This window comes from Nocardioides panacis, from assembly GCF_019039255.1.
Classification (GTDB): domain Bacteria; phylum Actinomycetota; class Actinomycetes; order Propionibacteriales; family Nocardioidaceae; genus Nocardioides_B; species Nocardioides_B panacis.
Genome location: NZ_CP077062.1, coordinates 4,470,633 through 4,494,139 on the forward strand (window position 1 = coordinate 4,470,633; position 23,507 = coordinate 4,494,139).

Below are 23,507 nucleotides of genomic sequence, written 5' to 3' on the forward strand. Positions count from 1 at the left end.
TCCGAGGGGCCCCTGCACGACAAGTCCGTCACGGACTATCGGGCGGCGGGGGGCAGGAGGCCCACCGGGTCGCCCGCCTCCCAGGGGTCCGCTCCCATCGCCTGGAGCTGCTCGCGGCACCACGGGCTGATCTCCCGCCCGCCGCTCAGCACCGACGTCCGGAACTCCGGCCACGGCACCCACGCGAAGTCGTCGACCTCGTCGGGATCCGGGCGTACGGCGTCCGCGGTCGTCGCGACGAACACCGGGCACATCTCGTTCTCGACCGTCCCGTCGGCCATCACCGCGCGGTAGCGGAACGCCGGCAGCACCAGGGACATCGCCTCCAGCCGCAGCCCGAGCTCCTGGGCCGCCCGGCGGCGCACGGCGTCGGCGAGGTCCTCGCCGGGGGCCGGGTGCCCGCACACGCTGTTGGTCCAGGCGCCCGGCCAGGTCGGCTTGTGGGTGGCCCGCCGGGTGACCAGCACCCGGCCGTCGGGGTCGCGGACGTAGCAGGAGAACGCCAGGTGCAGCGGGGTGGCGCGGTGGTGCACGGTCGCCTTGTCGGTGACCCCGACGGCGTGCCCCTCCTCGTCGAGCAGCACGACCTGCTCGGCGCCGCCGCTCGTGGGGGTGGTCACGCCGGCCTCGCGAGCTGGTTCACGGCCGCGTCGAACACCCAGGGCAGCGCCGCGGCGGCCGGCACGATCCGGCTGCGCAGGGCGCGGTGCCGGGTGACGGTGAGCAGCCCCTGGGTGAGCAGGTCGTGGCGCCGGGTGACCCGCCGCCAGTCGCGCTCGTAGCGACCGGCGTGCCCCGCGGCGATCGCCGCGACCGCGGCCCGGGCCTGCGCGATGCCGATCGCGATGCCCTCGCCGGTCAGCGCGTCGACGTACCCCGCGGAGTCGCCGACCAGCAGCACCCGGCCCTGCACCCGCCGGGTCGACCGCTGCCGGAGCGGCCCCGCGCCGCGCACCCGGGTCATCGGGTGGCCGTCGAGGTGCGGGGCGAGGGTGGAGAACGCGCTGAGCAGCTCGGCGAAGGTCGCCCGGCGGTCGGTGAGCACCGCGATGCCGACCAGGCCGTCGGCCACCGGCGTGACGTAGGCCTCGCCGACCCGCGACCAGTGCACCTCCACGAAGCCGGACCAGGGCGGGACGGCGACGTGCGCGCGCTGGCCGTACCTCCGCGCGGTGCCCGCGGGGGCCTCCAGGCCGAGCATCCGGCGGATCGGCGAGTGCAGCCCGTCGGCGGCGACCAGGTGCCGCGTCGGCTCCCCGTCGACCAGGACGTGGTCGCCGGCGTCGACGACGTTGCGCACGGCCCGCTGCTCGACGGGGATGCCGGCCAGCAGGACCGCCCCCTGCAGCGCGCGCAGCAGCGCCGTGCGCCGTACGCCGCGGCCGGCGCCGCACCGGAACGACGCGTCCACCGCGTGCGAGCCGTCGACGTAGCGGATCCCCTCCAGCGGCCGGCCCTCGAGGGTCACGCCGAGGTCGAGGAGGTCCGAGACCGCCGCGGGCATCAGGCCCTCGCCGCAGGCCTTGTCGATCACCCCCTTGCGGGGCTCGAGCACCACCACGTCGAGACCGGCCCGCGCGGCGTACAGCGCGGTCACCAGGCCGATGGGTCCGCCGCCGGCCACCACGAGGTCGCGCATCAGGCGCCCACCCCGGCGAGCGCGGTGTTCTCGGCCCGGAGCCGCACCGTGAGCAGCGCGGCGTTGAGCAGCGTGAACACCAGCGCGGTCACCCACGCGGCGTGCACCAGCGGCAGCGCGACACCCTCGACGACGACCGCGACGTAGTTGGGGTGGCTCAGGAAGCGGTAGGGGCCGGTCCGCACCAGCGGCAGCCCCGGTACGACGATCACGCGGGTGTTCCAGTGCCGGCCCAGCGTGCGGATGCACCACCACCGCAGGCCCTGCGACGCCACCGCCAGCACCAGCATCACGCCGGCGAGCAGGGCCGGCACGTCGGGCCGCACCACCCAGGCCTCGACGAGCATCCCGACGAGCAGGCCGGTGTGCAGCACGACCATCGCCGGGTAGTGCCCGCGGCCGGTCTCGAAGCCGCCCTGCTCGAGGCTCCATGCCGCGTTGCGCTTCGAGACGACCAGCTCGGCCAGCCGCTCCAGTCCGACGAGGGCGACCAGGACGGTGAAGAACGCGAGGCTCGTCATGCCGTCCCCGCGGCCCGCAGCAGGACCAGCTCGGAGCAGAAGCCGGGTCCCATCGCCATCAGCAAGCCGTAGGAGCCGGGGCGCGGGGGCCGCTCGCGCAGGGTGTCGGCGAAGACGTGCAGCACCGAGGCCGAGGACAGGTTGCCGATGCGGGCCAGCGAGTCCCAGGTCATCTCGACCGCCGAGCGAGGCAGGTCGAGCGCCTGCTCGATGGCCTCGAGGACCTTGGGGCCGCCGGGGTGGCAGACCCAGAACTCCACGTCGTCGCGGGACAGCCCGGCGTCGGCGAGGAAGCCGTCGACGTCCTCGCCGAGGTGCCGCCGGACCAGGTCCGGGACGTGCGCGTCCAGCACGATCCGCAGGCCGGTGGCGCCGACGTCCCAGCCCATGGTGCGCTCGGAGTCCGGGTAGAGCCGGCTGCGGGACCCGAGCACCTCCACGCCGCCGGCGTCGGGAGAGCGGTGCGCGCCAACCGCGACCACGGCGGCCGCGCCGTCGCCGAACAGCCCGCTCGCGACCAGGTTCGCGACGGTGGTGTCGTCGCGCTGCACGGTCAGCGAGCAGAGCTCGGCGGACACCAGCACCGCGACGTCGTCGGGATGCCCGACCAGGTAGTCCTGGAGCCGGGCGACCCCGGCCGCGCCGGCGACGCAGCCGAGCCCGACCAGCGGCACCCGCTTCCACGTCCGGCCGCAGGCCGATCACCGCGGCGATCCGGGCGTCCAGGGACGGTACGGCGAGCCCGGTGACCGTCGTGGACACGATCAGGTCGACGTCGGCGGGCGTGAGGTCGGCGGCCTTGAGGGCGTCGACCAGCGCCTGGGCGCCGAGCTGCACGGCCACCTCGATGAACCGGTCGTTCGCCTCCCCGAAGTCGCGCAGCGCGGCGTACGCCTCGAGCGGCAGCGCGAGGTGCCGCTGCCGGACGCCCGCGTTGGCGTGGAACCGGCGCAGCAGCCGCTCGTCGAGGCCGCCGCCGCTGGCGATCACCTCGACGAAGGCGTCGGTGATCTGCTCCTGCGGGTAGCAGTGCTCGGGCAGGGTGCCTCGGACCGACAGGATCTGCATGGGGGGTGTCCCTCTCACTGGACTGACCGGTGGGCGGAGCTGCGGGGCGGGCCTCATCGGGCCCCCGCCAGCAGGGCGACGTCGAGCAGCGCGATCGCGACGGCCGCCCGGAACGGCGTGCGTCCCCGGCCGCGCAGGCCGACGGCGGCCAGCACGACGACGAGGGGCAGCCCGAGCCAGGACAGCCACCGGTGCGAGCCGGTCGCGCTGAGCGCGATCAGCACCGATGCGGCGACCAGCACCGCGGTCGCGGCCGGCCCGGTGCGGCGGGCGCCGATCCGGTGCGGGAGGCCGTGCACCCCGGTGGCCGCGTCGTCGTCGAGGTCGGGCAGCGCGTTGACCAGGTGCGCGCCGACGCCGAGCAGCGCGCCCGCGAGCGGCACCCACGGCGGCGGCAGCTCACCCGGCGTGCCGGCCAGCGTCACGAACACCGGCAGCGCGCCGAACGCGACGGCGTAGGGCAGCCACGACCAGGCCGTCGACTTCAGCCCCAGGTTGTAGGCCCAGCCCGACCCGACTGTGAGCAGGTGCACCAGCCCGGCGACCAGGCCGCAGGCCAGCGAGAGCGGCACGGTCGCGACCAGGGCCAGGGCGCAGGCGACCCGGACGACCCCGACCCCGACCTCCCCGGTGGCGAGCGGCTTGTCGGCGCGGTGCACCGCCCGGTCCCGTCGTACGTCGACGAGGTCGTTGGACCAGCCGATCGAGAGCTGTCCGGTGAGCACGGCCGCGACGACGAGCGCCGAGGTGCTCGGGGGGAGACCGGCGGTGACCGCCAGCAGCCCGGCCACCGCGGTGACCGCGAGCGCGGGTCCGGCGTGCGCGCTGCGGAGCAGGGCGGGGACCGGGCTGCCGGTCGTGCGCTGCTGGTCCACGCTCTCGTCCGATCCTCGTGCCGACGCCGGCCGCCTGTCGCGGGCCGGACGGGGCGGCGGTGTACTGCCGAGCCTGCCACGGGCGGTGAAGGCAGCGACAGGGACCGACCGGCCGCGTGGTGGAATGGGCGCCATGAGCGAGCCGGACGGAACGAAGGCGCCCGCCCGCCCGCGTCAGGTGACGGTGGCCGGCGTGACGGCAGCCGCCGCCTGCCTGCTGCTGGTGGTGACCCTGTTCGACTCGATGGCGACCGTCCGCTCGGCGGACATGCGGGACCGGGTCGCGAAGTTCCTCAGCACCCCGCCCGGCGACGGTCTCGGGCTGTCGGCGGACGCCGTCGTCGACCTGCTCCGTGCCGTCGTCCTGGTCAGCGGCGCGCTGGCCGCCGCCGGTGCCGTGCTTGCGATCTTCGCGCTCCAGCGGCACCGCGGGGCCCGGGTCGGGCTCGCGGTCGCCGCGGTGCTGATGCTGTTCTCCGCCACGTTCGTGTCCGGCATCCTCCCGCTGGTCGTGGCGGTGGCCGCCGCGATGCTGTGGGGCCGCGAGGCGCGTGACTGGTACGACGGACGCCAGCCCCGTCCCGCCCCGCAGGCGCCCGGGCCGCTGCCGCCCCACCTGTCGCACCCGCAGGCCGGTGCCCCGCAGGCCGGGTCGACGTACCCGCCGGCCGGCTCGCCGTGGGCCACGCCCGCCCCGCAGGGCGGTGGCCCCGGACACCCGGCGCCGGCGGCGTTCCGCGCGGCCCCGCGGACCGGCCGCCCCGTGCAGGTCACCGCCGCGGTCTGGCTGACCTGGGTGTTCTCCGCGTTCGTCGCGTTCGTCTTCGTGCTGGTCGTGCTCACCATGCTGCTCGACCGGGACCGGCTGCTCGAGGAGATCCAGCGCACCCCCACCCTGACCGACGCCGGGTTCACCACCCGGCAGATCCTGGGCTTCATGTGGGTGCTCAGCGCCGTCGCGATCGCCTGGTCGCTGGGCGCCATGGCGCTCGCCGCGCTGGCCTTCCGGCGGGTGGAGATCGCCCGTGTCGTGCTGGTGGTCTCGGGGATCGTCGCGGGGCTGGTGTGCCTGGCCGCCGTACCCGTCGGCTGGCCCGGGGCGGTCGCCGCCTTCACGACCGTGGCGCTGCTCAGCCGCCGCCCGGCGCGGGACTGGTTCGCGGGACGGGGCCTGCCGCCGGGCCCGCCGCGGCAGTCGCTCCCGCAGCCGCCGCCCCGGAGCAAGCCGCCGGTCTGGTGACTCAGGCGTGCAGGTCGGCCTGACGGAGCCGGCGCACGCCCTCCTCGACGACCGAGGTCTCCTTGCAGAAGGCCCAGCGCACCTTGTGCCGGCCCTCCTCGTGGTCGTCGTAGAACACCTGGCTCGGGATCGCGACCACGCCGGCCCGTTCCGGGAGGGCGAGGCAGAACGCCATCCCGTCCGGGTAGCCGTAGGCCCGCACGTCGGTGGTCACGAAGTACGTCGCCTCGGGCGGGTAGACCTCGACGTCGAGCCCGCGCAGGCCCTCGACGAGCAGGTCCCGCTTGGCCTCGAGCTCCTTGGCGAGCCCGTCGTAGAAGCCGGCCTCCTGGCGCAGGGCGTGCGCGACCGCCGGCTGCAGGGGCGCGGCGTTGCTGAACGTCAGCCACTGCTTGGCGGCCATCACGGTGCTCACCAGGTCGGCCGGCCCGGTCACCCAGCCGACCTTCCAGCCGGTGAACGAGAACGTCTTGCCGGCGCTGGAGATGCTCACCGTGCGCTCCCACATGCCCGGCAGCGTGCAGATCGGGACGTGCGCGCGGCCGTCGAACAGCAGGTGCTCGTAGACCTCGTCGGTCACCACCACCAGGTCGTGCTCGATCGCCACCTCCGCGACCGCCTCGAGCTCGGCCCGGGTGAGCACCGCGCCGGTCGGGTTGTGCGGGGTGTTCAGCAGCAGCGTCGTGGTGCGCGGCGTGACCGCGGCCCGGAGCGCGTCGACGTCGAGCCGGAAGTCCGGGGCGCGCAGGGTCACCGGGCGACGTACGCCGCCGGCCATCTCGATGCACGCGACGTAGGAGTCGTAGAACGGCTCGAGCACCACCATCTCGTCGCCGGGGTTCACGAACGCGAAGATCGCCGCGGCCAGCGCCTCGGTCGCCCCCGCGGTCACCACCACCTGCGAGGTGGGGTCGAGCTCGAGGCCGTAGTGCCGGGCCTGGTGCTCGGCGACCGCCTCGCGCAGCTCGGGGAGGCCGGGGCCGGGCGGGTACTGGTTGCGGCCGGCGCGCAGCGCCTCGACCGCCGCCTCGACGGCACCGGGCGGACCGTCCCGGTCCGGGAAGCCCTGGCCGAGGTTGAGGCTGCCGGTGCGCACGGCCAGCGCGGACATCTCGGAGAAGATCGTCGGCGGGATCGACCGGAGCCGGGTCGCCATCCTCGGGGAGGTCGCAGACATACCGCGACTGTACGGCGTTCGTGTGCAGCCGCTGACGGGCATGAGGGATGATCGCCGCATGGCCACCCAGACCGTCGCACGCCCGCCCGCGCAGCCGAAGCGGCGGCGCGGAGCCGCGTTCTGGCTCGGCATCGCCCTGATCCTCGCCGGCCTCGCGGTGCTCGCCTACGTCGCCTGGCAGTTCTTCGGCACCAACGTGGTGGCCCACCAGAAGCAGCAGAAGATCGTGGAGAGGACCGAGAGCGCCTGGCGGTCGCAGGGCACCGCCGGCGCGTCCGGGACCGCGCAGGGCGTGGAGCTCGACGGCGCCCAGGCGCTGGTCCGGATCCCGCGCTTCGGCAAGAAGTACGTGATGCCGGTGCAGGCGGGTGTCTCCGAGGCGGTGCTCGCCGAGGGCTTCGGGCACTTCCCGGGGACCGCCGACCCCGGCCAGGTCGGCAACTACGCGATCGCCGCGCACCGGGTCACCCACGGGGAGCCGCTGCGGGACATGCCCCGGCTGCGGCCCGGCGACACCGTCGTGGTCGAGACCCGCAAGGCGACCTACACCTACCGGCTCGACACCGACCCCGACAAGCTGATCGTGACGTTCGCCGACGTGTGGGTGATCGACCGGCTACCGACGAACCCGCGCGGCGGCGTGCAGCCGGCCCAGCGGCCCGGCCAGAAGCTGATCACGCTGACCACCTGCGCGGAGCTCTTCCACACCGACAACCGGATGATCGTGTTCGGGCACCTCGTCGGCACCACCCCCGCTGACCCGGGGCCCGGCAGGCCGGCCACTAGGGTGGCGCGCATGAGCGATCGGGACGCGTTGCTGGACCAGGTCAGGACCAAGGCCGTCGTGCACGGGCGGGTGACGCTGTCCTCCGGCAAGGAGGCCGACTACTACGTCGACCTGCGCCGGATCACCCTCGACGCGCAGGCCGCGCCGCTGGTCGGCCGGGTGATGCTCGACCTCACCGCCGGCTGGGAGTACGACGCGGTGGGCGGTCTCACGCTCGGCGCCGACCCGGTGGCCACCGCGATGCTGCACGCCGCCGCCCAGCAGGGCCGCTCGCTCGACGCGTTCGTGGTCCGCAAGGAGGAGAAGGCGCACGGCCTGCAGCGCCGGGTCGAGGGACCCGACGTGCGCGGCCGCCGGGTGCTCGCGGTGGAGGACACCTCGACGACCGGCGGGTCGGTGCTCACCGCCGTGCAGGCGCTCCGCGAGGCCGGTGCCGAGGTGGTCGGCGTCGCGGTGATCGTGGACCGCTCCACGGGCGCGAAGGAGAAGGTCGAGGCCGCCGGCTGCGACTACCTCGCCGCGTTCGGGCTCGACGAGCTCGGGCAGTCGCAGACCTGAGCCGCCGGGAGGAGCTCAGTCCTCCCGGACCTCCTCGATCTTCTCCACGGCCCGGGCCCGGAGCACCTCGACGGCGATCGGGACGACCGAGATCGCCACGATCGCGAGCAGCATCACCTCGAGGTTGTTGCGGACGAACGAGATCTGGCCCAGGAAGTAGCCCAGCACCGTCACGCCGCTCGCCCAGACCGCGCCGCCGATCGCGCTGTAGACCATGAACCGCCGGAAGCCCATGTCGCCGACCCCGGCCATCACGGTGATGAAGGTGCGCACGATCGGCACGAAGCGGGCCAGCACGATGGCCCGGTTGCCGTACTTCTCGAAGAAGTCGTGGGTCTTGTCGACGTACTTCTTCTTGAAGATCTTCGAGTCCTCGCGGTGGAAGATCGACGGCCCCGCCACGGCGCCGATGGCGTAGCCGCTCGCGTTGCCGAGCATCGAGGCGGCGAACAGCACCAGCGCACACACCCACAGCGGCTGCGGCACGTCGCCCTTGGAGACCAGCAGGCCGACCGTGAACAGCAGCGAGTCGCCGGGCAGGAAGAAGCCGACGAGCAGGCCGCACTCGGCGAAGATCACCGCCGCCGCGCCCCAGAGTGCGTAGTCGCCGAACTGGTCGAGGAGGTACTGCGGGTCCAGCCACTGGATGCCGAGCAGCATCGGGGCGACCAGGGCGTGGATGTCCGTCACGTCGAGAAGGATAGAGGTGGCACCTGAACGCAGCCTGGCCGCGGCCTAGGGTCGCACCATGGCCGACCCCGCGACCGACCCCGCGACCGACCCCCCGACCGATGAAGCGCGTCGTGCGCCCTACGACCCGATGCCGCACGGCCCGGCCGAGGTCGGGGTGGGGCCGTGGCCCGGCGAGCCGCCGGTCGGGGAGCAGTACGACGAGCGGCTGCTCGCCGAGGGGGGACCGGCGCAACGTCGTGGACCGCTACCGCTACTGGACGATGGAGGCGATCGTCGCCGACCTGGACACCCGGCGGCACGACTTCCACGTCGCGATCGAGAACTGGCAGCACGACTTCAACATCGGCACGATCGTCCGCTCGGCCAACGCGTTCCTGGCCCGCGAGGTGCACATCGTCGGGAACCGGCGGTGGAACCGTCGCGGCGCGATGGTGACCGACCGCTACCAGCACGTCCGGCACAGCCCGGACGTCGCGGCGCTGGCCGAGCACCTGCACGCCCAGGACGTGGTGCTGCTCGGCATCGACAACCTGCCCGGGTCGCGGCCGATCGAGACCCTCGAGCTGCCGCGCCGGGTCTGCCTGCTCTTCGGCCAGGAGGGCCCGGGCCTCTCCGACGCGGCCCGCGAGGCGTGCGACGGCACGTTCTCGATCGCGCAGTTCGGCTCCACCCGCTCGATCAACGCCTCGGCGGCCGCGGCCATCGCGATGCACGCCTGGGTGCGCCAGCACGCCGACCTCGGCGAGTCCTGGCGCGGCTAGGCCGCTCAGCAGCGGATGTCGAAGATCGGGTCGGCGGCGGTGACCGTGGAGCCCGGGCGCTGCAGCGGCTCGGAGGGGGCCGGGCAGTCGAGCACCACGACCGCGCACACGGCCGAGCGGCCGGTGCCGGTGACGTAGCCGGGGTCCCAGGTGACGATCTCCTGCCCGGCGCGCACCACGTCGAGCTCGTCGGCGAGCAGGGTGAACCCGTCGCCGTGCATCTGGACCGTGTCGATCCCGAGGTGCACGAGCACCCCGGGCCCGGTGTCGCTGACCACCAGGAACGCGTGCGGGTGCAGCTTGGCCAGCCGGCCCGCGATCGGTGCCACCGCGCTCTGCGGGCCCGGGCGCGGCTCGATCGCCAGGCCCGGGCCGACCATCCCGGAGGCGAAGACCGGATCGGGCACGTCGGCCACGTCCAGGCTGGTGCCGGTGACCGGTGCGAGGACCTGCATCAGGGGCGGTCCATCAGAGGAGGTCCTCGATCTCGCTGGCGACGGTGTCCGCCTCGGGGCCGAGGACCACCTGGACGACCACGCCGGACCGCATGACGCCGTGCGCGCCTGCCGCTCGCAAGGACGCCTCGTCGACCAGCGAGGCGTCCTGGATCTCGGTGCGGAGGCGGGTGATGCAGGCTTCGATCTCTACGATGTTCCCGGGCCCGCCGAGGGCCGCCAGGATCGCCGCTGCTTGGCTCATGGCTGCATCTAACCATTCGGGAGGGAGGTGCCCGCGGTGAGCGCCGGACCCTCGTCCGCCCCGACCGGAACCGCGGCCCGGACCCCCGGGCTGGGCGTCCTGCAGCGCCTCGGACGCAGCCTGATGCTCCCGATCGCGGCCCTGCCGGTGGCCGCGCTGATGCTGCGGCTCGGCCAGCCCGACATGCTCGGTGACGGCGACACCGGGCTCGCGCTCGGCGCCCGCTGGAGCTGGCTGACGCCGGTCGCCGACGTGCTCGCCGCGGCCGGCGGCGCGCTGTTCGAGAACCTCGGGCTGCTCTTCGCGGTGGGCGTCGCGATCGGGTTCGCCCGCCGGTCCGACGGGTCGACGGCGCTCGCCGCGGTCGTGGGCTACCTCGTGTTCGGCGCGGTGACGGACGCCATGTCGCCGTACGTCCTGCCGGAGGGTGCCGACGCCCTCGACTACGGCGTCTTCGGCGGGATCCTCGTCGGGCTCACGGCCGCCCTGCTCTGGCAGCGCTTCCACCGGATCCGGCTGCCGCCGTACCTCGCGTTCTTCGGCGGCCGGCGCTTCGTCCCGATCGTCACCGCCGCCGCCGCGCTGGCGCTCGGCGTGCTGCTCTCCTTCGCCTACCCGGCCTTCGACTCCGCGCTGACCCGGCTCGGGGGGTGGCTGGTCGGCAACGACATCCTCGGGGCCGGCGTCTACGGCGTCGCCAACCGGCTGCTGGTCCCGTTCGGGCTGCACCACCTGCTCAACTCGGTGCCCTGGTTCGTGGTCGGGTCCTACCAGACCCCGGGGGGCACGACCGTGCACGGCGACGTCGCCCGGTTCCTGTCCGGGGACCCGACGGCCGGCTCGTTCATGACCGGCTTCTTCCCGATCACGATGTTCGCGCTGCCCGCCGCCGCGCTCGCGATCTACCAGGAGGCCGCGCCCGGGCGCCGCAAGGTGATCGGCGGCGTGATGCTGTCCGGCGCGCTCACCTCGTTCCTGACGGGGGTCACCGAGCCCCTCGAGTTCGCGTTCATGTTCGTGGCCTGGCCGCTGTACCTCCTCCACGCCGTGCTCACCGGTACGTCGATGGCGCTGGTCAACGCGCTGGGGATCCGCGACGGTTTCGGGTTCTCGGCCGGCGCGATCGACTACACGCTGAACTTCACCACCGCCACGCACCCGCTCGCGCTGCTGGTCGTCGGGGCCGGCTACGCGGTGGTCTACTACCTGCTGTTCCGGTTCGCGATCCGGCGCTTCGACCTGGGCACGCCGGGCCGGGAGCGCGACGAGCAGCCGTCCGAGGACGCCGCCGGGGTCCCCTCCGGTCCGACGACGGACGGTGGGTCGCCCCGGGCGGGGTACGCCTCCTAGAGTGAGGGCGAACACGTCCGACCCCGCTGGCCCGAGACCACAGGAGACCGCTGATGCCCGTCGCGACGCCCGAGGTGTACGCCGAGATGCTCGACAAGGCGAAGCGTGACGGCTTCGCCTACCCGGCCATCAACGTCAGCTCCTCCCAGACCCTGAACGCCGCCCTCAAGGGCTTCGCCGACGCCGGCAGCGACGGGATCGTCCAGGTCTCCACCGGCGGCGCGGACTACCTGTCCGGGCCGACGGTGAAGAACATGGTGACCGGCTCGGTCGCGTTCGCGGCGTACGCCGCCGAGGTGGCCAAGAACTACCCGGTGAACATCGCGCTGCACACCGACCACTGCCCGCAGGACAAGCTGGACGGCTTCGTCCGCCCGCTGCTCGACATCTCCATCGAGCGCGTCAAGAACGGCCAGGCACCGCTGTTCCAGTCGCACATGTGGGACGGGTCGGCGATCCCGCTCGAGGAGAACCTGCAGATCGCCCAGGAGCTGCTCGCCAAGGCGGCCGCAGCGAAGATCATCCTGGAGATCGAGGTCGGTGTCGTGGGCGGCGAGGAGGACGGCGTCGAGGGCGGCGCGGGCGACAAGCTCTACAGCACCGCGGACGACGCGCTGGCCACCGTCGAGGCGCTCGGCCTGGGCGAGAAGGGCCGCTACCTGACCGCGCTGACCTTCGGCAACGTGCACGGCGTCTACAAGCCCGGCAACGTCAAGCTCCGCCCGGAGATCCTCCAGCAGGCCCAGCAGGCCGTCGTCGAGAAGCTCGGCCTCGAGCCCGGCGCCAAGCCCTTCGACCTGGTGTTCCACGGCGGCTCCGGCTCGCTGGCCGAGGAGATCGCCGCCGCGGTGTCCTACGGCGTCATCAAGATGAACGTCGACACCGACACGCAGTACGCCTTCACCCGACCGGTCGCCGGGCACATGTTCGCGAACTACGACGGCGTGCTGAAGATCGACGGCGAGGTCGGCAACAAGAAGGCCTACGACCCGCGGGCCTGGGGCAAGGCGGCGGAGGCCGGCATGGCCGCCCGCGTCGTCACCGCCTGCGAGAACCTGAGCAGCACCGGCACCAGCGTCAGCCGCTGACCCCACCGGCCCGCACGGCGGCAGCGCCGTGCGGGCACAATGGCGGGCATGACCTTCCAGGACCTGATGGCCGGACCGCCGCCCACCCACCTGCCCGTCGACCCGGCCGCGGCCGAGCTCGAGTCCGGCACCCCTGCGGTGGAGGTCGTCCGCAGCCACCCCGAGTCGCCGATCGCCTGGGCCACGCTGGCCGAGCAGGCGCTCGCCACCGAGGGCACCGAGGGCCTCATCGAGGTGACCGCCTACGCCTACGCGCGGGTCGGCTACCACCGCAGCCTCGACCAGCTGCGCCGCAACGGCTGGAAGGGCAACGGCCCGGTCCCGTGGGAGCACGAGCCGAACCGCGGCTTCCTGCGCGCGCTGGCGGCACTGGCCCGGGCCGCCGACCGGATCGGCGAGGCCCCCGAGGCGCAGCGCTGCGCCGACTTCCTCCGTGACAGCAGCCCCACCGCCTACGAAGCCCTCCTGGCCTAGGGGGCGGAAGCCGCCCCGCAGCTGTAACGCGGGGTTATGGACGCTCCACCCGAGGTACGACGGGCGCGAACCGTCCACCGCACGTGCACAGCCGGCCGTCCCGCACCCCCGACCCGCCTCGGCCGGTTTTCCTCCCCAGGGCGCGACCGGCGCGGTTCGTCCACCGGCTCGGCGCCGGACCGGCCTCGGACGGCCGGAACCGTCCGAGGCTGCTGGTATGCGCCCCGAGCTCCGAGCCGTCGCCGCCCGTCACGGCGGGGTCTTCCGCCGCTCCGAGGCCGTCGCCTGCGGCTGCACCGAGCGCGAGATGAAGACGGCGACCGGTCCGGGCGGCTCCTGGGTCGTCGTCCGCCGGGGTTGCTACGCCGAGCGCGCGCTGTGGGAGCGGCTCGACGACGAGGGCCGCTACGCCCTACGGGTGCGCGCGGCCGCCCTCGCCCAGGCCCGCCACGGCGTGCCGTCGCACGGCTCGGCGGCGGTGCTGCTCGGGATGCCCACCCGGCCCCGGTGGCGCGAGCTGGTGCACGTCACCCGCCCCGGCGTCACCGGCTCCCGGACCGAGAACGGCGTCAAGCACCACCTCGCGGCGTACGGCGAGACGGACCTGGCCACCGCGGACGGCCGGCGCGTGCTCGCGCTGGCCCGGACCGCGGTCGACCTCGCCCGTGAGCACGGCTTCGAGGACGGGGTGGTGGCGTGCGACGCCGCGCTGCGGATGGGGGTCTCGCGCCCGGCACTGGCCGCGGCGCTGCTGCCGATGACGTACTGGCCGCACGTCACCCGGGCCCGCGCGGCGGTCGAGGCGGCCGACGGCGGCGCCCAGAACGTCGGCGAGTCGCTGCTGCGGCTGATGGTGCTCGAGCTCGGCATCGGCCGTCCCGAGACCCAGTACGTCGTCACCGAGGGCTCGCGCCGGGCCGAGGTGGACCTGCGGGTCGGGCGGCACCTGTTCGAGTTCGACGGGCGGGTGAAGTACGTCGACCGGGAGCACGGCGGGGTCGCCGACCGGCCGGTGACGCAGGTGCTGTGGGAGGAGAAGCGCCGCGAGGACTGGCTGCGCCGGGTGCACGGCGGCCACGGGATGTCCCGCGTGGTGTGGGACGAGCTGTTCGGGGAGGCGCGCCGTCGCACGTTGAGACGCCTCCGCGAGGAGTACCGCCACACGGAGCAGCGATTCGGCCGCTGAGGCCGTTCCTCGCGAGTGGTCTGGACGGTTCGCACGCGTCATACCGTGGGTGGAGCGTCCATAACCCCGCGTTACAAGGGTGGGGCCACGCAGCGGAGCGCCGGAATCGTCCCCTGCTGCGATTCCGACGCTCCGACGTGAAGGGGCCGGCCCGGGGATCCTCGGATTCCCCCCGAACGGAGGACCACCCGGTCGGCCACTGGGAAAACCTTCTCAGCAAACGACCAGGATCCCGTGACCGTTTGATGCCACTGACACTAACCTGTCAGCATGACCTCCCTGCCGCTCTCCTCCGACGAGATGTCCACCCTCGGGGTGCTCGGTTTCAGCGCCCCGCAGGAGGAGATCTACCGGCTGCTGCTGCGGCACTCGGGCAGCACCCTGGCCGAGCTCGGCGCCCTGGTCGGGCTGCCTCCCGACGAGCTGCGCGACACGGTGGCCCGCTTCGCCGGGGCCGGCGTCGTCGACCTGCGGGGGGACGTGGTGCTGGCGCGGCCGCCGGCCGAGGCGATCTCCCGCCTGGTCACCGAGGAGACCCGGCGGCTGCAGAGCCGGGGGGCCCAGCTCGAGGCGGTCCGGCGGATGCTGCCGTCGCTGAGCGCCGAGCACCTGACCGCCTCGGCGCCCAAGGGCCAGCCGGTGACGCTCGAGCTGGTCGACGGCGGGGACATCGCGCAGCTGGTGCGCAGCCTCTCGGCCGCCTCGACCGGCGACCTGCTGTGGCTGCGGCCCGACGAGTGGAAGCTGCCGGAGGGGGTGCAGGTCGACGACTGGGTCAAGGACCTGATGCGCACCGGCCGGCGGTCCCGGGCGATCTACCCGGCCCGGGTGCTCGAGGAGGCCCCGGACATGATCCGCAGCCGTGCGGAGGCGGGGGAGCACGTGCGGATCCTCGCGGAGGTGCCGTGCCGGCTGGCGATCATGGGCAGCTCGGCGGCGCTGGTGACCGAGCGGTTCGGGAAGCCCTCGCAGCGCCGGCTGGTGATCCGCCAGCACTCGCTGATCGGGTCGCTGACCCTCCTGTTCGAGAGCCTGTGGGAGAAGGCGATGGCCGTGCCCGGCCTGGACGGTCAGCGCCCCGCGGAGGGGGCCAGCGACCAGCGGCTGCTGCTCGGCCAGCTCGCCGGCGGCGCCAAGGACGAGCAGATCGCGCGGGCGCTCGGCCTCAGCGTGCGCACGGTACGGCGCCGGGTGGCCGAGCTGCTCGGCGAGCTGGGCGCCGACTCGCGGTTCCAGGCCGGCGTCGAGGCGGTCCGGCGCGGCTGGATCTAGGCCGGCGGCAGCGGCATGGAGAACGCCGCGGGCTCGACGTGCCAGGTGCGGTTCCGCTCGGGGCCGTAGAGCTCGCCGTCGGCGCTGCAGTAGAAGTCCTGCCCGGAGACGCTGACCCGGTTCGCGCGCAGGTAGAGCACGTCGTCGCGCTCGTGGTGCGTGCCGAGGCGGAACCGGACGGCGTACCCGACCTTGGCCCACAGCGACGTCGAGTAGGAGACCATCACGTCGAGCTTGCCGTCCTCGGGCGTCGCCTCCGGGGTGATCGCGGCGCCACCTCCGACCCGGGAGCCGTTGCCGATCGCGACCATCAGGATCGGGTGCGCGAAGTCCGCCACCACGTGGTCGTCGACCTCGATCCGGAGCCGCACGAACGGCGGCTTCCACGGCGGCCTTGAGCGCGCCCAGCACGTAGCCGAACCGGCCCAGGACCTTCTTGAGGTTCTGCGCGTTGTGGCTGGCGGTGGCGCCCACGCCGACGTGCACGTTGTTCACCACGACCTCGCCGAGGCAGTCCACGATCAGGTCGACCGGCCGGATGTCGCCGGTCACGATCACCCGGGCGGCCTCCTCGGCGTCGAGCGGGATGCCGGTGCCGCGGGCGAAGTCGTTGCCGGTGCCCAGCGGGACCAGGCCGAGGACGGTGTCCTGGAGCTCGTGGCGCCGGTGCAGCGCCGCGACCACCGCGTGCAGGCTCCCGTCGCCGCCGGCGACCACCACCTGCCGGCCGCCGCGGCGGTGCAGCACGCCGTCCAGCTCACCCTGGTTCGAGGTCGCCGCGACCTCGACGTCGGTGGCGGCCCGCAGCACGGCGAGGGCCCGCTCGAGGGTCTCCTCGTCGTTGCTCCCGGCCTCGGAGTTGGTAATCATCAGCAGAGGTTCCACGGGGCGGAGGCTACCGCGCCGGCCCCGGGGCTGTCCGTGCTCACCAGGAGATCGGTCCTCGGAGCAGCACCGCGCGCTCTGCTAACGTTGGTTTGCAAGAGCCCAGATGCTGTTGCGCATCCGGGCTCCCTGCGTGTCACCAGGGTGGCAGGCGGGGACAGACCCCGGCACGCGCACCGGTGCCCCGGCCAGTGAAAGAGGTGCCAGATGCCCGCGATCGTGATCCTCGGAGCCCAGTGGGGGGACGAGGGCAAGGGCAAGGCGACCGACCAGCTCGGTTCGACCATCGATTATTGCGTGAGAACGTCCGGCGGAAACAACGCCGGGCACACGATCGTCGTGAACGGCGAGAAGTTCGCGACGCACCTGCTGCCGAGCGGGATCCTCACCCCGGGCTGCACGCCGGTCATCGCCAACGGTGTCGTGGTGGACGCCGGGGCGCTGTTCCGCGAGGTCGACGGGATGGAGGCCCGCGGCGTCGACACCAGCCGCCTGGTCGTGTCCGCCAACGCGCACCTGATCACCAGCTACCACACCACCATGGACAAGGTGACCGAGCGGTTCCTCGGCAAGAACCAGATCGGGACGACGGGCCGCGGCATCGGCCCGACGTACGCCGACAAGATCAACCGCACCGGGATCCGGGTCGCCGACCTGCTCGACGAGAAGATCCTGCGCGACAAGGTCGAGGCCGCCCTGGACCTGAAGAACCAGATCCTCGCCAAGGTCTACAACCGCCGTGCGATCGACCCCGACCAGGTCGTCGAGGAGCTGCTGTCGTACGTCGACCGGCTCCGCCCGATGATCGCGGACACCGGGCTGCTGCTGAACCGCGCGCTCGACGCCGGCGAGACGGTGCTGTTCGAGGGCGCCCAGGCCACCATGCTCGACGTCGACCACGGCACCTACCCCTACGTCACCTCGAGCAGCCCGGTCTCCGGCGGCGCGAGCACCGGCTCCGGGGTCGGCCCCACCCGCATCGACCGGGTGATCGGCGTGATCAAGGCCTACACCACCCGGGTCGGCGCCGGCCCGTTCCCGACCGAGCTGTTCGACGCCGACGGCGAGCGGCTCTGGGAGATCGGCGGCGAGGTCGGCGTGAGCACCGGCCGGAACCGCCGTTGCGGCTGGTACGACGCGGTCGTCGCGCGCTACGCGGCCCGGGTCAACGGCCTCACCGAGTTCTGCCTCACCAAGCTCGACGTGCTCGGCGCCTGGGACCGGATCCCGGTCTGCGTGGGCTACGACGTCGACGGCGAGCGGCAGGACGAGATGCCGATGACCCAGACCGAGTTCCACCACGCCAAGCCGATCTACGAGTACTTCGACGGCTGGCAGACGGACATCTCGGCGTGCCGCAGCTTCGAGGAGCTGCCGAAGAACGCCCAGCTCTACGTCCGCGCGCTCGAGGAGATGTCGGGGTCGCCGTTCTGGGCCGTCGGTGTCGGGCCGGGCCGCGAGCAGACGATCGTGCTGCGGGAGGGCTGATGAAGGTCCTGGTCGTCGGGGGCGGCGGCCGTGAGCACGCGCTCGCCCTCGCCCTGTCCCGCGACCCGAACGTCACCGAGGTGCACGCCGCCCCGGGCAACCCGGGCATCGCGGCGGTGGCCACGCTGCACGCCGTCGACCCGGTCGACGGCGCGGCGGTCACCGCCCTGGCCCGCGAGGTCGGCGCCGAGCTGGTGGTGATCGGCCCCGAGGCGCCGCTGGTCGCCGGGGTCGCGGACGCCGTGCGCGCCGCCGGGATCTCCTGCTTCGGGCCGTCCGCCGCGGCCGCGCACCTCGAGGGCTCCAAGGCCTTCGCCAAGGAGGTGATGGCCGCCGCCGAGGTGCCCACCGCGATGGCCCACGTGTGCACCAGTCCCGAGGAGGTCGCGAGCGCGCTCGACGCCTTCGGGCCGCCGTACGTCGTCAAGGACGACGGGCTCGCGGCCGGCAAGGGCGTGGTGGTGACCGACGACCGCGACGAGGCGCTGGCGCACGCGGCGATCACCCAGCGGGTGGTCGTGGAGGAGTTCCTCGACGGTCCCGAGGTCTCGCTGTTCGCGGTCACCGACGGCACCACCGTCGTCCCGCTGATCCCGGCCCAGGACTTCAAGCGCGCGCTCGACGGCGACGCCGGCCCGAACACCGGCGGCATGGGCGCCTACGCCCCGCTGCCCTGGGCCCCCGAGGGCCTGGTCGCCGAGGTCACCGAACGGGTGCTCCAGCCGACCGTCGACGAGATGGCCAAGCGCGGCACGCCGTTCGCCGGCCTGCTGTACGCCGGCCTCGTGCTGACCGAGCGCGGGGTCAAGGTCATCGAGTTCAACGCCCGGTTCGGCGACCCGGAGACCCAGCCGCTGCTCGCGCTGCTCGCCTCCCCGCTCGGCATCCTGCTCAAGGCGGCGGCCGAGGGACGGCTGCACCAGCTCAGCCCGCTGCTGTGGCACGACGGGGCGGCGGTCGCCGTCGTCGTCGCCGCCGACGGCTACCCCGCGTCCCCCCCGCACCGGTGACCGGGTGCACGGCCTCGCGGAGGCCGACCGGGTGGACGGGGTCGACGTGCTGCACGCCGGCACCGCCACCGACGGCGAGGGGCACGTGGTCACCTCGGGCGGCCGGATCCTGGCCGTCACCGCCCGTGGCGCGGACGTCGCGGACGCCCGGGCCAAGGCCTACGCCGGGGTCGCGGAGATCCGCGTCGACGGCAGCCACCACCGCACCGACATCGCCGCAGGAGTCTGATGACCGTCCCGAACGTCCTCGCCACGCGGTACGCCGCCGACGACCTGGTCCGGATCTGGTCCCCCGAGCACAAGATCGTGCTCGAGCGGCAGCTCTGGATCGCCGTGCTCAAGGCCCAGCGCGACCTCGGCGTCGACGTGCCCGACGGGGTGGTGGAGGCCTACGAGGCGGTCGTCGACCAGGTCGACCTGGCCTCGATCGCGGCCCGCGAGCGGGTCACCCGGCACGACGTGAAGGCGCGCATCGAGGAGTTCTGCGCGCTCGCCGGCCACGAGCACATCCACAAGGGCATGACGTCGCGGGACCTCACCGAGAACGTCGAGCAGCTGCAGATCAAGGCCTCGCTCGGGCTGGTCCGCGACCGGGTCGTCGCGGCGCTGGCCCGGCTGGCCCGGCTGGCCGCCGAGCACGAGTCGCTGGTGATGGCCGGCCGCTCCCACAACGTCGCCGCGCAGGCCACCACGATGGGCAAGCGGTTCGCCACGGTCGCCGACGAGATGCTGGTCGCGCTGGCCCGGGTCGAGGACCTGCTGGCGCGCTACCCGCTGCGCGGCATCAAGGGCCCGGTCGGCACCGCCCAGGACATGCTCGACCTGCTCGACGGGTCCACCGACCGGCTCGCCGAGCTCGAGCAGCGGGTGGCGGCCCACCTCGGCTTCGAGCAGGTGCTGACCAGCGTCGGCCAGGTCTACCCGCGCTCGCTGGACTTCGACGTCGTCTCCGCGCTCGTCCAGGTCGTCGCCGGCCCCTCCAACCTGGCCACCACGATCCGGCTGATGGCCGGCATCGAGCTGGTCACCGAGGGGTTCAAGGAGGGCCAGGTCGGCTCCTCGGCGATGCCGCACAAGATGAACACCCGCTCCTGCGAGCGCGTGAACGGGCTGGCCGTCGTGCTGCGCGGCTACCTCTCCATGGTCGGCGAGCTGGCCGGCGACCAGTGGAACGAGGGCGACGTCTCCTGCTCCGTCGTCCGCCGGGTGGCGCTGCCGGACGCGTTCTTCGCCTGCGACGGGCTGTTCCAGACCTTCCTCACCGTGCTCGACGAGTTCGGGGTGTTCCCGGCCGTGGTGCAGCGCGAGCTCGACCGCTACCTGCCGTTCCTGGCGACCACCAAGGTGCTGATGGCCGCGGTCCGCAACGGGGTCGGCCGGGAGGTCGCGCACGAGGCGATCAAGGACGCCGCCGTCGGGGTGGCGCTGGCGATGCGGCAGGGGCAGGCCGTCAACGACGTGTTCGACCGGCTCGCCGCCGACGAGCGGCTCGGGCTCACCGAGGCGCAGCTCGCCTCGCTGGTCGCCGACCCGATCACCTTCACCGGTGCCGCCGTGGACCAGGTGCAGGTCGTCGTACGGCGCGTGGGCGAGGTCGCGAAGGCGCACCCGGAGGCGGCGGCCTACACGCCCGGCGACATCCTCTGAGGTCTGCCGGTTCCTGCACTGCACGATCGTGAGGCTGCCGGTGACCGGCCGGCGGGCCTAGGTTCGCGAGCATGACCCACCTCGAGACCGTCCCCGCCACCCGCCGCGTCCGGCCACGCTCGCTGCTCGCCGCCGTGCTGCTCGCGCTCACCGCCCTGCTGGCCGGTGCCCTGCCCGCCTCGGCGGTGACCCAGGCCTCGGCGGAGAGCCAGTTCCGGGCGGCCGGGATCACCTGGTCCTCGTCGGGCGGCTGCACGACCCGCAGCAACTCGACCTGCACGTCCTTCGACGGGATCCGGCAGACCACCGTCGACGGGGCGGTCACGCTGCGCGGCTCCAGCGGCTGCGCCCTGAACATCACCGGCGGCACCGAGGTCGGCCACGCGAGCGGCACCTACAGCCACTACAACGGTTACAAGCTGGACTTCGCCAAGACCACCTGCCTGACCAGCTACGTGCACAACAGCTTCACCTACATCGGGCTGCGCGGCGACGGCTACCCGCAGTACCAGTCCGGCGCCGGGAACGTGTACGCCGACGAGGGCAGCCACTGGGACGTGACGTTCTACAGCTGCGGCGGCTGCTGAGCGTCCAGCCGGGCCGCGAGGTACGGCGCCGTACGGCTGCTGCCTGACCGGGCCACGTCGTGCGGCGGGCCCGCGGCGACCAGCCGGCCGCCGGCACCGCCGCCGCCCGGCCCCAGGTCGAGCACCCAGTCCGCCCCGGCCACCACGTCCATGTCGTGCTCGACGACCACGACCGTGCTGCCCGCGTCGACCAGGGCGTGCAGCTGGCGCACCAGCAGCGCCACGTCGGCGGGGTGCAGCCCGGTGGTCGGCTCGTCGAGCAGGTACAGCGTGTGCCCGCGCCGGACCCGCTGGAGCTCGGAGGCCAGCTTGATCCGCTGCGCCTCCCCACCGGACAGCTCGGTGGCCGGCTGGCCCAGGGTGAGGTAGCCCAGGCCGACGGCGAGCAGCGTCGCGAGGCTGCGGGACACGGCCGGCACGTCGGCGAAGAACCCGGCCGCCTCCTCGACGGTCAGCGCGAGCACCTCGGCGACCGACCGGTCCCGGTAGCGCACCTCCAGCGTCCCGGGCTCGTAGCGGGCGCCGTGGCAGACCGGGCAGGGCGCGTAGGTTCCCGGCAGGAACAGCAGCTCGACGGCGACGAAGCCCTCGCCCTGACAGGTCTCGCACCGGCCGCCGGCGACGTTGAAGGAGAACCGCCCGGCGGACCAGCCGCGCTCGCGGGCCAGGTCGGTGGCGGCGAACAGCTTGCGGACCCCGTCGAACAGCCCGGTGTAGGTGGCCAGGTTGGACCGCGGGGTGCGCCCGATCGGGCGCTGGTCGACCTGCACCAGGCGGTCGACGGCGTCGAGCCCGGTGACGCCCCGCAGCCCGGTGCGCCCGACCGGCGCGGGGGCGGCGTCCCCGCCCTCCTCGCCGGCGTCGTCGTCCCCGTCGTCGGGCTCCGGGGCGTCGGCGCCGAGGTGGTCGCGCACCGCGTCGGCGAGCACCTGGGTGACCAGGGTCGTCTTGCCGGAGCCGGACACCCCGGTGACGGCGGTGAAGACGCCCAGCGGGACCTCGACGTCGAGGTCCTCCAGGTTGTGCCGGGTGACCCCGGTCAGCCCGATCGTGCTGACGGCGGTCCGCGGGACCCGTGCGGGCACCGGGGAGGCACCGAGCAGGTAGGGCCGCGTCGCGGACTCCTCGACGCCGGCGAGACCGGCGACCGGCCCGCTGTGCAGCACCCGGCCACCGAGCGTGCCGGCGCCCGGTCCGACGTCGACCAGCCAGTCGGCGCGCCGCATCACCTCGACGTCGTGCTCGACGACCATCAGCGAGTTGCCGCTCCGCCGGAGCCGGTCGAGGACGGTCAGCAGCGGCTCGGTGTCGGCGGGGTGCAGCCCGGCGGACGGCTCGTCGAGGACGTAGAGCACCCCGAACAGGTGCGACCGCAGGGCGGTCGCGAGCCGGAGCCGCTGCAGCTCGCCGGCCGACAGGGTCGGCGTCGGTCGCCCGGTGCTGAGGTAGCCCAGCCCGAGCTCGGTCAGCACCCCGATCCGGGCCAGGACGTCCGGCACGATCGTGGCCGCGACGTCGCCGGAGGACCCGGCCGCGCGCAGCGTCGCCGCCAGCCCGTCCAGCGGCAGCGCGGTGAGGTCGCCGATCGTCAGCCCGGCGAACCGCACCGCCAGCGCCTCGGGCCGCAGGCCGGTGCCCGCGCAGCGCGGGCAGGCCGTCACCTCGACGTACTGCAGGACCCGGCGGCGCAGGGTGGCGCTGCCGGTGCTCGCCAGCGTGTGCAGCACGTAGCGCCGGGCGCTCTGGTAGGTGCCCTGGTAGGGCCGCTGGATCCGGTGCGCCTCGCGGTGCGCGTGCACGGTGACCACCGGCTGCTCGTCGGTGAACAGGATCCAGTCCCGGTCGGCCTGCGGCAGGTCGCGCCACGGCCGGTCCACGTCGTAGCCCATCGTGGCCAGGATCTCGCGCAGGTTCTTGCCCTGCCAGGCTCCCGGCCAGGCCGCGATGGCCCGCTCCCGGATGGTCAGCGACGGGTCCGGCACGAGGGAGTCCTCGGTGGCGTGGTGCACCCGGCCGAGGCCGTGGCACTCCGGGCAGGCACCGGCCGGGGTGTTCGGGGAGAACGCGTCGGAGTCCAGGCGGGGCGCGCCCGGCGGGTAGCTGCCGGCCCGCGAGAGCAGCATCCGCAGCGAGTTCGACAGCGTGGTCAGCGTGCCGACGGTCGAGCGCGCCGTGGGCACGCCGCGGGCCTGCTGGAGGGCGACGGCCGGCGGCAGCCCGGTGATCTCGTCGACCTGGGGCGCACCGACCTGCTGCAGCAGCCGCCGGGCGTACGGCGCCACCGACTCGAAGTAGCGCAGCTGCGCCTCGGCGTAGATCGTGCCGAACGCGAGCGAGGACTTGCCGGAGCCGGAGACGCCGGCCACCACCACGAACGCGTCGCGCGGCACGTCGACGTCCACGTCGAGCAGGTTGTGCTCGCGCGCGCCGCGGACCCGGATGAAGCCTTCGGTGCTCAGGCGCGTGCCTCTCCTCGACGGTGAGCGCCGATGCTAACCGGCG

22 protein-coding genes and 4 pseudogenes are annotated in these 23,507 nt (G+C 73.9%); 14 read left to right on the plus strand and 12 right to left on the minus strand.

What is annotated here, in order from left to right; all coding sequences use genetic code 11:
* Positions 1-35 precede the first annotated feature (35 nt).
* From idi to KRR39_RS25275, 4 genes are read right to left on the minus strand one after another with little or no spacing between them, the layout of a single operon-like run.
* A complete protein-coding gene (idi, locus tag KRR39_RS21810) occupies positions 36-620 on the minus strand; it encodes an isopentenyl-diphosphate Delta-isomerase (RefSeq protein ID WP_216939476.1) in 585 nt (194 codons plus the stop codon).
* On the minus strand, positions 617-1,639 hold the full coding sequence (locus tag KRR39_RS21815; protein ID WP_216939477.1) for an NAD(P)/FAD-dependent oxidoreductase: 1,023 nt from the start codon (positions 1,637-1,639) through the stop codon (positions 617-619). Before KRR39_RS21815 ends, idi begins: the two co-directional genes overlap by 4 nt.
* Positions 1,639-2,160, minus strand: a complete 522-nt coding sequence (locus tag KRR39_RS21820; protein ID WP_216939478.1) for an isoprenylcysteine carboxyl methyltransferase family protein — start codon at positions 2,158-2,160, stop codon at positions 1,639-1,641. Before KRR39_RS21820 ends, KRR39_RS21815 begins: the two co-directional genes overlap by 1 nt.
* A complete protein-coding gene (locus KRR39_RS25275) occupies positions 2,157-2,834 on the minus strand; it encodes a type III polyketide synthase (RefSeq protein WP_254185336.1) in 678 nt (225 codons plus the stop codon). Before KRR39_RS25275 ends, KRR39_RS21820 begins: the two co-directional genes overlap by 4 nt.
* A gap of 125 nt (positions 2,835-2,959) precedes the next feature.
* On the opposite strand from KRR39_RS25275, the gene KRR39_RS26385 reads away from it, so the two are divergent.
* The gene (locus KRR39_RS26385; RefSeq protein WP_367303694.1) at positions 2,960-3,187 is read left to right on the plus strand and encodes a hypothetical protein; all 228 of its coding nucleotides are present in this window, start codon (positions 2,960-2,962) and stop codon (positions 3,185-3,187) included.
* A gap of 94 nt (positions 3,188-3,281) precedes the next feature.
* Here the strand turns inward: KRR39_RS26385 and KRR39_RS21830 are convergent, their stop codons facing one another.
* Positions 3,282-4,103: a UbiA family prenyltransferase gene (locus KRR39_RS21830; protein WP_216939479.1), complete on the minus strand. Its 822-nt coding sequence runs from the start codon at positions 4,101-4,103 to the stop codon at positions 3,282-3,284.
* A gap of 133 nt (positions 4,104-4,236) precedes the next feature.
* Here KRR39_RS21830 and KRR39_RS21835 point away from each other — a divergent pair, with 133 nt between their 5' ends.
* Positions 4,237-5,343: a hypothetical protein gene (locus KRR39_RS21835; RefSeq protein WP_216939480.1), complete on the plus strand. Its 1,107-nt coding sequence runs from the start codon at positions 4,237-4,239 to the stop codon at positions 5,341-5,343.
* 1 nt (position 5,344) lies between these two features.
* Here the strand turns inward: KRR39_RS21835 and KRR39_RS21840 are convergent, their stop codons facing one another.
* Positions 5,345-6,520, minus strand: a complete 1,176-nt coding sequence (locus tag KRR39_RS21840) for a pyridoxal phosphate-dependent aminotransferase (protein ID WP_254185337.1) — start codon at positions 6,518-6,520, stop codon at positions 5,345-5,347.
* A 58-nt stretch (positions 6,521-6,578) separates the two neighbouring features.
* Here KRR39_RS21840 and KRR39_RS25285 point away from each other — a divergent pair.
* A pseudogene (locus KRR39_RS25285) lies at positions 6,579-7,262 on the plus strand (class E sortase); the annotation flags it as partial.
* A 54-nt stretch (positions 7,263-7,316) separates the two neighbouring features.
* Positions 7,317-7,865: an orotate phosphoribosyltransferase gene (pyrE, locus tag KRR39_RS25290; protein ID WP_254185779.1), complete on the plus strand. Its 549-nt coding sequence runs from the start codon at positions 7,317-7,319 to the stop codon at positions 7,863-7,865.
* 15 nt (positions 7,866-7,880) lie between these two features.
* Here the strand turns inward: pyrE and KRR39_RS21850 are convergent, their stop codons facing one another.
* Entirely contained in the window at positions 7,881-8,555 is a 675-nt protein-coding gene (locus KRR39_RS21850; RefSeq protein ID WP_302053523.1) for a DedA family protein, read from the minus strand.
* A gap of 130 nt (positions 8,556-8,685) precedes the next feature.
* Here KRR39_RS21850 and KRR39_RS21855 point away from each other — a divergent pair.
* A pseudogene (locus tag KRR39_RS21855) lies at positions 8,686-9,319 on the plus strand (TrmH family RNA methyltransferase).
* 5 nt (positions 9,320-9,324) lie between these two features.
* Here the strand turns inward: KRR39_RS21855 and KRR39_RS21860 are convergent.
* Both KRR39_RS21860 and KRR39_RS21865 read right to left on the minus strand, forming a co-directional pair.
* Entirely contained in the window at positions 9,325-9,774 is a 450-nt protein-coding gene (locus KRR39_RS21860; protein WP_216939482.1) for a PTS sugar transporter subunit IIA, read from the minus strand.
* 13 nt (positions 9,775-9,787) lie between these two features.
* Positions 9,788-10,018, minus strand: coding sequence for a PTS sugar transporter subunit IIB (locus tag KRR39_RS21865; protein ID WP_216939483.1), 231 nt, complete (start codon positions 10,016-10,018; stop codon positions 9,788-9,790).
* Positions 10,019-10,054: 36 nt separating this feature from the next.
* Between KRR39_RS21865 and KRR39_RS21870 the strand changes: the two genes are divergently transcribed.
* From KRR39_RS21870 to KRR39_RS21890, 5 genes are all read left to right on the plus strand, one after another.
* Positions 10,055-11,368: a PTS transporter subunit EIIC gene (locus KRR39_RS21870; RefSeq protein WP_254185338.1), complete on the plus strand. Its 1,314-nt coding sequence runs from the start codon at positions 10,055-10,057 to the stop codon at positions 11,366-11,368.
* Positions 11,369-11,421: 53 nt separating this feature from the next.
* Positions 11,422-12,456 carry a class II fructose-bisphosphate aldolase gene (gene fbaA / locus KRR39_RS21875; protein WP_216939484.1) on the plus strand — a complete coding sequence of 345 codons (1,035 nt, stop codon included), beginning with the start codon at positions 11,422-11,424 and terminating at the stop codon, positions 12,454-12,456.
* 48 nt (positions 12,457-12,504) lie between these two features.
* Positions 12,505-12,930: a DUF3151 domain-containing protein gene (locus KRR39_RS21880; RefSeq protein ID WP_216939485.1), complete on the plus strand. Its 426-nt coding sequence runs from the start codon at positions 12,505-12,507 to the stop codon at positions 12,928-12,930.
* Positions 12,931-13,147: 217 nt separating this feature from the next.
* Positions 13,148-14,116, plus strand: a complete 969-nt coding sequence (locus tag KRR39_RS21885; RefSeq protein ID WP_216939486.1) for a hypothetical protein — start codon at positions 13,148-13,150, stop codon at positions 14,114-14,116.
* Positions 14,117-14,386: 270 nt separating this feature from the next.
* Positions 14,387-15,388: a helix-turn-helix transcriptional regulator gene (locus KRR39_RS21890; protein WP_216939487.1), complete on the plus strand. Its 1,002-nt coding sequence runs from the start codon at positions 14,387-14,389 to the stop codon at positions 15,386-15,388.
* On the opposite strand, the gene KRR39_RS25295 is transcribed toward KRR39_RS21890, so the two are convergent.
* Positions 15,385-15,759, minus strand: coding sequence for a diacylglycerol/lipid kinase family protein (locus KRR39_RS25295; protein ID WP_254185339.1), 375 nt, complete (start codon positions 15,757-15,759; stop codon positions 15,385-15,387). The two genes, KRR39_RS21890 and KRR39_RS25295, sit on opposite strands and share 4 nt — an antisense overlap.
* A gap of 208 nt (positions 15,760-15,967) precedes the next feature.
* A pseudogene (locus KRR39_RS25300) lies at positions 15,968-16,258 on the minus strand (diacylglycerol/lipid kinase family protein); the annotation flags it as partial.
* A 222-nt stretch (positions 16,259-16,480) separates the two neighbouring features.
* Between KRR39_RS25300 and KRR39_RS21900 the strand changes: the two are divergent.
* From KRR39_RS21900 to KRR39_RS21915, 4 genes and pseudogenes are all read left to right on the plus strand, one after another.
* A complete protein-coding gene (locus KRR39_RS21900; RefSeq protein ID WP_216939488.1) occupies positions 16,481-17,761 on the plus strand; it encodes an adenylosuccinate synthase in 1,281 nt (426 codons plus the stop codon).
* A pseudogene (gene purD / locus KRR39_RS21905) lies at positions 17,761-19,000 on the plus strand (phosphoribosylamine--glycine ligase). Before KRR39_RS21900 ends, purD begins: the two are co-directional and overlap by 1 nt.
* Positions 19,000-20,418, plus strand: a complete 1,419-nt coding sequence (purB, locus tag KRR39_RS21910; protein WP_216939489.1) for an adenylosuccinate lyase — start codon at positions 19,000-19,002, stop codon at positions 20,416-20,418. The pseudogene purD and the gene purB overlap by 1 nt, the downstream one beginning before the upstream one ends.
* A 71-nt stretch (positions 20,419-20,489) precedes the next feature.
* A complete protein-coding gene (locus tag KRR39_RS21915; RefSeq protein ID WP_216939490.1) occupies positions 20,490-21,005 on the plus strand; it encodes a hypothetical protein in 516 nt (171 codons plus the stop codon).
* On the opposite strand, the gene KRR39_RS25305 is transcribed toward KRR39_RS21915, so the two are convergent.
* Positions 20,984-23,407, minus strand: a complete 2,424-nt coding sequence (locus KRR39_RS25305) for an excinuclease ABC subunit UvrA (RefSeq protein ID WP_254185340.1) — start codon at positions 23,405-23,407, stop codon at positions 20,984-20,986. The two genes, KRR39_RS21915 and KRR39_RS25305, sit on opposite strands and share 22 nt — an antisense overlap.
* Between the last annotated feature and the right edge of the window lie 100 nt (positions 23,408-23,507).

What these genes read in the sequence shown, in the direction of transcription:
- pyrE (WP_254185779.1), top strand. Translation starts at nt 7,317, where the DNA reads ATGAGCGATCGGGACGCGTTGCTGGACCAGGTCAGGACCAAGGCCGTC.
- KRR39_RS21835 (WP_216939480.1), top strand. Translation starts at nt 4,237, where the DNA reads ATGAGCGAGCCGGACGGAACGAAGGCGCCCGCCCGCCCGCGTCAGGTG.
- KRR39_RS21890 (WP_216939487.1), top strand. Translation starts at nt 14,387, where the DNA reads ATGACCTCCCTGCCGCTCTCCTCCGACGAGATGTCCACCCTCGGGGTG.
- KRR39_RS21840 (WP_254185337.1), bottom strand. Translation starts at nt 6,520, where the DNA reads ATGTCTGCGACCTCCCCGAGGATGGCGACCCGGCTCCGGTCGATCCCG.
- KRR39_RS21820 (WP_216939478.1), bottom strand. Translation starts at nt 2,160, where the DNA reads ATGACGAGCCTCGCGTTCTTCACCGTCCTGGTCGCCCTCGTCGGACTG.
- KRR39_RS21885 (WP_216939486.1), top strand. Translation starts at nt 13,148, where the DNA reads ATGCGCCCCGAGCTCCGAGCCGTCGCCGCCCGTCACGGCGGGGTCTTC.
- KRR39_RS21860 (WP_216939482.1), bottom strand. Translation starts at nt 9,774, where the DNA reads ATGCAGGTCCTCGCACCGGTCACCGGCACCAGCCTGGACGTGGCCGAC.
- KRR39_RS21900 (WP_216939488.1), top strand. Translation starts at nt 16,481, where the DNA reads ATGCCCGCGATCGTGATCCTCGGAGCCCAGTGGGGGGACGAGGGCAAG.
- KRR39_RS21815 (WP_216939477.1), bottom strand. Translation starts at nt 1,639, where the DNA reads ATGCGCGACCTCGTGGTGGCCGGCGGCGGACCCATCGGCCTGGTGACC.
- KRR39_RS21880 (WP_216939485.1), top strand. Translation starts at nt 12,505, where the DNA reads ATGACCTTCCAGGACCTGATGGCCGGACCGCCGCCCACCCACCTGCCC.
- KRR39_RS21865 (WP_216939483.1), bottom strand. Translation starts at nt 10,018, where the DNA reads ATGAGCCAAGCAGCGGCGATCCTGGCGGCCCTCGGCGGGCCCGGGAAC.
- purB (WP_216939489.1), top strand. Translation starts at nt 19,000, where the DNA reads ATGACCGTCCCGAACGTCCTCGCCACGCGGTACGCCGCCGACGACCTG.
- fbaA (WP_216939484.1), top strand. Translation starts at nt 11,422, where the DNA reads ATGCCCGTCGCGACGCCCGAGGTGTACGCCGAGATGCTCGACAAGGCG.
- KRR39_RS21915 (WP_216939490.1), top strand. Translation starts at nt 20,490, where the DNA reads ATGACCCACCTCGAGACCGTCCCCGCCACCCGCCGCGTCCGGCCACGC.